Here is a 415-nt window from a genome sequence, read left to right as displayed (position 1 = left end):
ATCTGCGCGACCCCACCGAGCTGATCGTGCAGGAAGGCGTGCTGACCAACGAGCGCGTGCACAACGGCGTGGCCGAACCGGTGGTCTACATGATGGATCGCTACGTGGTGGGCGGCTTCTACCGCGTGCATGCCGAGCGCGCCGCCGACGAGAACCTGAAGCTGCCGGGCGCGAGCTTCGTGCCGCTGGCTTTCTCTGAAAGTGCGCACTTGCCTCAGCCCGGCGCCAAGCCCGGCGCCAGTGCCCCGAACCGCTTCTACATGTACGGCGTGGTGGGCCGGCTGGCCATGGTGGCCGCCAGCTACGAAATGGAAGCGACCGATCCGGACGCCGAAATCTACGAATGATTTCCCGGGGTGGCTGGCGGCGGCTTGCGCCGGTCGCAAGCAGCGGCAAAATAGCGGCCCCACAGCAA

Annotated in this window: 1 protein-coding gene; it reads left to right on the top strand. The window is 66.5% G+C overall.

Features of this window, described 5'->3' with window-relative positions:
• Positions 1 to 347: glutamate--cysteine ligase (locus AC1DNW_RS35490; protein ID WP_477855834.1), on the top strand; the 347-nt coding region annotated here is incomplete at its 5' end.
• Positions 348 to 415: the final 68 nt, after the last annotated feature.

It is taken from the genome of Rhizobium sp. 05L429, assembly GCF_056397645.1.
The sequence above is the reverse complement of the archived record's forward strand: the minus strand, read 5'-3'. Positions and strand labels throughout refer to the sequence as shown.